Source organism: Arthrobacter sp. T572, assembly GCF_056780115.1.
In genome coordinates this window covers 4,245,639-4,252,523 of sequence record NZ_JBRAZQ010000002.1, presented here as the reverse complement: position 1 = coordinate 4,252,523, position 6,885 = coordinate 4,245,639, and the positions used below count along the sequence as shown (strand labels likewise).

The window sequence follows — 6,885 nt, the reverse complement described above, 5'->3', positions numbered from 1 at the left end:
CATTTACGTTCCTCGTACTTGCTTGCCGGCATTGCTGGCAGCCGAAAGTGTCTCCGACTGGGCGTTGCTCCGGGGTAAATCCACAGAGTTATGCACAGCGGGTGGACAATGGGCTACTGAGCCACTCTAGGGGATGATTTCCCCAGAAGATAGCTGGGAAGTTGCTTGTGGATAATTACACGGTTGTGGTTCGGGAACGGGGCCTGTGAGCCACTTCATCCACAGGCTGGGAGCCGTTGTTTGGCACAGCTGTGGATAGCTTCGGGCAGTCTCCCCGGTTTGACTGAGGGCGTGTTTTTGCCCTAACGTTGTGAAGTCCTTTGTGTCCGCTTTTGCGATCAGTTGCACCTCCGCGCGTTCTTCGTGCGGGCAGCAGCGGCGGCAGGCACATACAAAACTTAGCGTCGGCCAGTTCTTCCCCTTTTGATCGGGTGGGCGCACCTTTGATCCACTGGAGTAACTAACGTGAGCAAGCGGACTTTTCAGCCGAATAACCGCCGTCGGGCCAAGAAGCACGGCTTCCGCCTTCGTATGCGCACCCGTGCCGGCCGCGCCATCCTGGCTGCCCGTCGCGGCAAGGGCCGCGTCGAGCTGTCGGCCTAAATAACTGACTTGTCGGTCAGAGTCCTTTCGCAGGTTCGTCGGTGCTAGCCACCCCTAACCGTCTCCGGACGTCTACCGACTTTTCAACAACTGTACGTTCCGGCGTCCGCAATGGACGCCGGAACTTAGTGTTATATACGGCCTCTATCGGGGCCGGGGAGCCCAGCCGGATTGGCTTCATTGTCTCCAAAGCCGTCGGGAACGCCGTGACCAGGAACCTCGTTAAGAGGAGACTGAGAGAAGCAGGTGCATTGTCCTTGCGTGTGCATGGGACTGGCCTGGCGGTAGTGGTCCGGGCGTTGCCTGCAGCTGCATCGGCCAGCTGGGAGCAACTGCTGTCCGACTACAACGCCGCACTGGCAGTGACGACGAAGCGACTGGCTGGCTCCGCTCCAGCGAACGCTTCGCCGGAACAAAACGGCACCACAACGGAAGGGACACCGCGTGCGTAACCGCAGCACCGCCGTCGTTCCTTCCCCTGGTGACCCGGCGCCTTCCGCCGGGCATCCCGTCGCAGCAGTGCCGCCTTCCCGCAACGTGCCGGCGGCGGTGGGTGCTTTCCTTTGGGACTTGCCCCGGAACATCCTGATCCTCCTGCTGAAGGCCTACCGCAAGGTTGTCTCGCCCCTTTATGGCCAGGTATGCCGTTTCTTCCCCTCCTGTTCGGCATATGCCCTGGAGGCGGTCACGGTGCATGGCGCGGTGAAGGGCAGTTGGCTCGCAGCCAAGAGGCTCGCCAGATGCCACCCTTGGAATGCCGGCGGAGTGGACCATGTCCCCGCCGGCCACCGTCATTGGCCCGAAGGCCGGACGCCCACAATTGTTGTACTGAACAATCCGGACAAGTTCCTGGCTGCTCAGGCTGATGAAGAAGGCCGCTCCGCGGCCTGACGAATAGGGATATCGTATGGACTTCTTTGAAACAATCATGTTTCCGTTCAAGTGGTTGGTGTCAATCATCATGGTTGGCTTCCACGAGGGACTGAGCTTCCTTGGAATGCCCGCCGCGAACGGTTGGACCTGGACCCTGTCCATCATCGGCCTGGTGCTGGTGATCCGTGCTGCCCTGATTCCGGTCTTCGTCAAGCAGATCAAAGCCCAGCGCGGCATGCAGCTGCTCCAGCCGGACCTGAAGAAGCTGCAGACCAAGTACAAGGGCAAGACCGACCAGCTCAGCCGCCAGGCCATGGCGCAGGAGCAGATGGCCCTGTACAAGAAGCACGGAACCAACCCGTTCTCAGCATGTTTGCCGATGCTGATCCAGATGCCGTTCTTCTTCGCGCTGTTCCAGGTGCTTTCGGGTGTCACTGCCGCCCGCAATGAGGGCGAGGGCATTGGGGCCATGAGCCACGAGCAGGTCGTTCAGTTCGATCAGTCGAGCATCTTCGGCGCCCCGCTGTCCGCCTCCCTGCTGCACGGCGATCCCAGCGGCGGCAACACTGCCGTTGCTGTGTGGGTCCTTTCCATCATCATGATCCTCGCGATGACTGCCTCGCAGTTCATCACCCAGAAGCAGATCATGGCCAAGAACATGTCCGAGGAAGCCCTCGCCAGCCCGTTCATGCGCCAGCAGAAGATGATGCTCTACATCCTGCCGCTCGTCTTCGGTATCGGCGGCATCAACTTCCCCATCGGTGTCCTCATCTACTGGACCACCACCAACCTCTGGACCATGGGGCAGCAGTTCTTCGTCATCCGCCGCATGCCCACCCCGGGTTCCCCGGCCGCAAAGGCCCTGGAGGAACGCCGTGCCGCCAAGGGCCTGCCGCCGCTGCTGGGCGGTAAGAAGAACGACGACGCCGAGGCTGCCGCCGCCGCTGCTGCGGCTGAAATCCGCAGCCAGCGCGTCCAGCCACAACGTAAGAACAGGAAGAAGAAGTAATGTCTGCTGAGAGCACCGAAGAAGTAACCACGGCTGTGGCCGAAGACCAGGACGACGCGCAGGAAGCGACTTTGTCCAAGTCCGCCAGCCGGCTGGAAGAGGAAGGCGACATCGCAGCCGACTACCTCGAAGAACTTCTTGATATCGCGGATATCGACGGAGACATCGACATCGAGGTGCGCAACGGCCGTACCTACATCTCCATCGCTGCCGAGGAAGAGTCCGCCGCGCTGGAGAACCTTGTGGGCCGCGACGGCGAGGTCCTCGAAGCCCTCCAGGAACTTGCGCGGCTGTCTGTCCTTTCCGCTACCGAGAACCGCTCCAGGCTGGTGCTGGACATCAATGGTTACCGCAAGGACCGTGCCGGTGTGCTCCAGCAGATCGCAGAGGATGCCGTGGCCAAGGTCAAGGAATCCGGTGGCACCGTTGCTTTGGAGCCGATGAGCGCTTACGAGCGCAAGATCGTTCACGACGCCGTTGCTGACCTTGGCTTCGTTTCCGAGTCCGAAGGCGAAGGCTCCGGACGCCACATCGTGGTTTCGGCCGACTAACGGCCCATGGTTGAGATTACCGACGCTGAACTGCAGGCGGCCGAGAAGATCTTCGGCGACAGGCTGGATCTGGCCAAACGCTACGTTGAGCACCTGGCCACGTCCGGTATTGAACGGGGCCTGATTGGGCCCCGTGAAGTTCCACGGCTGTGGGGTCGCCACGTTCTTAACTGTGCAGTCATCGAGTCCGCCATCGCCAAGGACAGCCACGTCGCGGACGTTGGTTCGGGCGCCGGTCTTCCCGGTCTCTGCCTGGCCATTGCCCGCCCGGACCTCGAGCTGACACTCATCGAGCCCCTGGAACGCCGCGTGATCTGGCTCCAGGAAGTCGTGGATGATCTGGGTCTGGACAACGTGACCCTGATGCGGACACGTGCCGAACTCGCCGTGGGCCTTGTGGATGCGGACGTGGTTACCGCGCGTGCCGTCTCAGCCCTGACCAACCTTGCCGGCCTCACCATCCCCTTGCTCAACGGCAAGGGCGAGGTTGTGGCCATCAAGGGCAGGAGCGCGGCCGAGGAAATCGAGAAGGCCAGGAAGGTCATCCGCAAGCTCGGAGGTGTGGAGACGTCCGTTGTGGTGTGTGGACAGGAACTCCTGGAGGAACCCACCACCGTGGTGAGGATCATCGTCAACAAGCCCGGAAAGACGGAGTAGACGCCGCTTGGTTTCCCGCGTGTCGCCGGGTGAGCAGTTAGGCTAGAGAACGGCAGCATGCGCCGAATGAGAGTGAGAGTGTGACCAGTGGGCAGTAGCGAAACCTCAACGCAGCGGATACCCCCGTTTATGTCTTTGGGGTCCGCACGCTCCATCGCCGCTTCTTCTCCTGCACCCCAAATTCCAGTGGTTCGCACGGAATCGGTTGATGTTTCCGCCGTTTCACGTGAAACCCTGACGGACGGAGTTCACAACGTCATGGACTCCATTGATGATTCCAGTCCCATCGCGCGGCAACTGGCCAACGAGACACGACGCCGCGAACGGCTGATCGGACGCGAATTGCCCAAACCTGAACGGACACGAATCTTCACGGTGTCCAACCAGAAGGGCGGCGTAGGCAAGACCACCACCACGGTCAACATTGCCGCTGCCCTGGCGTCCGCTGGACTCAACGTTCTGGTCATCGACATCGATCCGCAGGGTAATGCGTCCACTGCACTGGGCATTGAGCACCACGCCGACGTCGACAGCATCTACGACGTCCTCATCAACGACCTTCCCCTGAAGGACGTTGTGGCTCCTTGCCCCGACATCCCCAACCTCATCTGCGCCCCGGCCACCATTCACCTGGCCGGTGCCGAGATCGAACTGGTCTCCCTTGTGGCCCGCGAACAGCGTCTTCGCCGGGCTATTGACGTTTACGCCAAGGAGCGGGAGAAGAACGGTGAGGGCCGTTTGGACTTCATCTTCATCGACTGCCCGCCCAGCTTGGGCCTGCTCACAGTGAATGCTTTCTGCGCTGCCAGTGAAGTCCTTATACCCATCCAGTGCGAGTACTACGCGCTGGAAGGCCTCAGCCAGTTGTTGAAGAATATCGAGATGATCCAGAAGCACCTCAATGCTGACCTGGTGGTCTCCACCATTCTCCTGACCATGTACGACGGTCGCACCAACCTTGCGGCACAGGTGGCCTCCGAAGTCAGGCAGCATTTCCCGCAGCAGGTATTGAGCGCTGTGGTTCCGCGCTCCGTGCGCATCTCTGAAGCGCCCAGCTACCAGCAAACGGTCATGACGTACGATCCTTCCTCGAGCGGTGCACTTTCCTACATGGAAGCCGCAGCTGAAATCGCTGAACGCTAGAATTCTTGAAACACTGCAACAGCTTGGGCCCGGACGTGCTCAGCAATCCATCGGAGGGATGAATCAATGAGCGAAAAGCGAAGGGGCCTGGGCAGGGGTCTTGGGGCTCTCATTCCCAGCTCTGCTGCGGCCGGGGCTCAGGGCAACGGTTCGTCACCTTCCCGTCCGGTTGACCTTTTCTTTCCTGAAGCGCGAAAGACCGTAGAGCCTCTTGACGCACCCGAGGCCGATGCTGCCCCGGAACCCAAGGACCGTAAGGCTCCCGCGCCGCGAACCAGCACGTCCAAGTCGCCTGCTGCCAAAACACCGGCTGCGAAGGAGTCGTCCGCAAAGCCGGCCACCAAGCGTGGAAGCGGCGCGCCGGCTTCCGCCGTGGATTCTGAAGAAAGCACGACGGCGGCTCCCGCACAACCGCAGGAACCCTCGGCTGCCTCCGGCGCACGTGAGGTTGAGCTTGTAGAGGTGCCAGGTGCCAGGTTCGCCGAGATCCCGGTCAAGGACATCCATCCCAACCGCAAACAGCCCCGAAGCGTCTTCGATGAGGACGACATGGCCGAGCTGGTGCACTCCGTCAAAGAAATTGGCGTACTCCAGCCAATTGTTGTTCGTACTTCAACCGAAAAAGGTGGAGAACCGTACGAGCTTGTCATGGGCGAGCGTCGATGGCGCGCAGTACAGGCTGCCGGACTCGATACCATCCCTGCCATCGTTAGGGATACGACTGATGACGACCTCCTGCGGGACGCGTTGCTGGAGAACCTCCACAGGAGCCAGCTGAATCCCTTGGAAGAAGCTGCTGCCTATCAGCAGTTGCTCGAGGACTTCGGTACCACTCACGAGCAACTGGCGGACAGGATCGGTCGCTCGCGCCCTCAGGTCTCCAATACACTTCGTTTGTTGAAGCTTCCGCCGTTGGTCCAGCGCCGCGTGGCTGCCAGTGTGCTGTCAGCCGGTCACGCACGCGCGCTGCTGTCGCTCCCGGATGCCGCCGCCATGGAACGCCTTGCCCAAAGAATCGTTGCCGAGGGTATGTCAGTTCGTGCGACAGAAGAGGCCGTTGCCCTCTACCAGGAGCCGGCTACTCCCACTAAGAACTCGATCCCCAAGCCAAATGCCCGGCATGAGCGACTGGATTACCTGGCTTCTTCTCTTTCCGACCGTTTGGATACGAACGTCAAGATTACCCTTGGGGCCCGCAAGGGCCGGGTGAGCATTGAGTTTGCCAGCGTGGAGGATCTCAACCGGATTATGGACGTGCTGAGCCCCGGGGCGGAAGAGTAATCGTGGTGAGCTGACGGAAAGGGTCTGTTTCTTGGAAACAGGCCCTTTTTGTTTATGGTTGGCACTGTCGTAGCAATCTTCCGAACCCAGACAGGACGCAGTGCACGCATAACGACATATGGGAGCGTCAGATGGCAACCTATGGGTGGTGTTCTTTGGCTGCAAGCAGTGTGGCTGTTGCCACCCTTGGTGTCTCGTTGGGCGTCGTTTCTTCCGTGCGCGTCTAGTCTAAGGAAGTCTGTAGTCCTGGGGATGATCCGGCGTGGACTGCGTTTCACGTGAAACATAGGGGTTAGAGACTATGTCGTGACGGGTGAGCCGATGCGCGGAGTGCTGGGCTGTCCTGCTTTGCCGTGAGGAATTTGCACTCTTTTCTGGCGATATCGCATTCTTCGGCTGACGTCGAGATGATTCAGTGTAGGGATTGTGTCGTATAGAGGGCCTGGAGCGTCTTTACAGCCTCGGAGCCCTCCCTAACGGTGTTGAGCGCCTGAGACCAACCCGGTGTTCTTCCAGGAGCCTGTGGGGCCACTCAGGCCTCCTGTAGGCGTGCCCTAGTAGCGTTTGCCTCAGCGTCACCTCTGAAATCCTGAGAGGCACAGGTCCGGGGATGGGTTGTTTGTCAGACGTCCAGGGTGGCTGAAGCCTAGTGGCGTGCAAGAACCTACTCGTCGGACTGCGGTTCACACGTTGCGCTGATGTCGTTAAACCGCGGGTAGCTTGTGTTCCGTGACCTTGGACCGCTCCGGCCTCCTTTCTGAAGGCCGC

General features: G+C 60.4%; 8 protein-coding genes. All 8 read left to right on the top strand.

Annotation, left to right across the window (positions count from 1 at the left end):
• The first annotated feature begins 465 nt into the window (after positions 1-465).
• The gene (gene rpmH / locus ACUYMZ_RS20920; protein ID WP_011776797.1) at positions 466-603 is read left to right on the top strand and encodes a 50S ribosomal protein L34; all 138 of its coding nucleotides are present in this window, start codon (positions 466-468) and stop codon (positions 601-603) included.
• A gap of 41 nt (positions 604-644) precedes the next feature.
• Positions 645-1,055: a ribonuclease P protein component gene (gene rnpA, locus ACUYMZ_RS20915; RefSeq protein ID WP_426004995.1), complete on the top strand. Its 411-nt coding sequence runs from the start codon at positions 645-647 to the stop codon at positions 1,053-1,055.
• Positions 1,056-1,122: 67 nt separating this feature from the next.
• Positions 1,123-1,494 carry a membrane protein insertion efficiency factor YidD gene (gene yidD / locus ACUYMZ_RS20910; RefSeq protein WP_426007630.1) on the top strand — a complete coding sequence of 124 codons (372 nt, stop codon included), beginning with the start codon at positions 1,123-1,125 and terminating at the stop codon, positions 1,492-1,494.
• A gap of 16 nt (positions 1,495-1,510) precedes the next feature.
• Entirely contained in the window at positions 1,511-2,485 is a 975-nt protein-coding gene (yidC, locus tag ACUYMZ_RS20905) for a membrane protein insertase YidC (protein ID WP_426004994.1), read from the top strand.
• Positions 2,485-3,036 carry a Jag family protein gene (locus ACUYMZ_RS20900; protein ID WP_481605784.1) on the top strand — a complete coding sequence of 184 codons (552 nt, stop codon included), beginning with the start codon at positions 2,485-2,487 and terminating at the stop codon, positions 3,034-3,036. The genes yidC and ACUYMZ_RS20900 overlap by 1 nt, the downstream gene beginning before the upstream one ends.
• A gap of 6 nt (positions 3,037-3,042) precedes the next feature.
• The gene (rsmG, locus tag ACUYMZ_RS20895) at positions 3,043-3,693 is read left to right on the top strand and encodes a 16S rRNA (guanine(527)-N(7))-methyltransferase RsmG (RefSeq protein WP_481605782.1); all 651 of its coding nucleotides are present in this window, start codon (positions 3,043-3,045) and stop codon (positions 3,691-3,693) included.
• An 87-nt stretch (positions 3,694-3,780) separates the two neighbouring features.
• Positions 3,781-4,836: a ParA family protein gene (locus ACUYMZ_RS20890; RefSeq protein ID WP_426004991.1), complete on the top strand. Its 1,056-nt coding sequence runs from the start codon at positions 3,781-3,783 to the stop codon at positions 4,834-4,836.
• 66 nt (positions 4,837-4,902) lie between these two features.
• Entirely contained in the window at positions 4,903-6,117 is a 1,215-nt protein-coding gene (locus ACUYMZ_RS20885) for a ParB/RepB/Spo0J family partition protein (RefSeq protein ID WP_481605780.1), read from the top strand.
• Positions 6,118-6,885: the final 768 nt, after the last annotated feature.

What these genes read in the sequence shown, in the direction of transcription:
- ACUYMZ_RS20885 (WP_481605780.1), top strand. Translation starts at nt 4,903, where the DNA reads ATGAGCGAAAAGCGAAGGGGCCTGGGCAGGGGTCTTGGGGCTCTCATT.
- yidC (WP_426004994.1), top strand. Translation starts at nt 1,511, where the DNA reads ATGGACTTCTTTGAAACAATCATGTTTCCGTTCAAGTGGTTGGTGTCA.
- rsmG (WP_481605782.1), top strand. Translation starts at nt 3,043, where the DNA reads ATGGTTGAGATTACCGACGCTGAACTGCAGGCGGCCGAGAAGATCTTC.
- ACUYMZ_RS20900 (WP_481605784.1), top strand. Translation starts at nt 2,485, where the DNA reads ATGTCTGCTGAGAGCACCGAAGAAGTAACCACGGCTGTGGCCGAAGAC.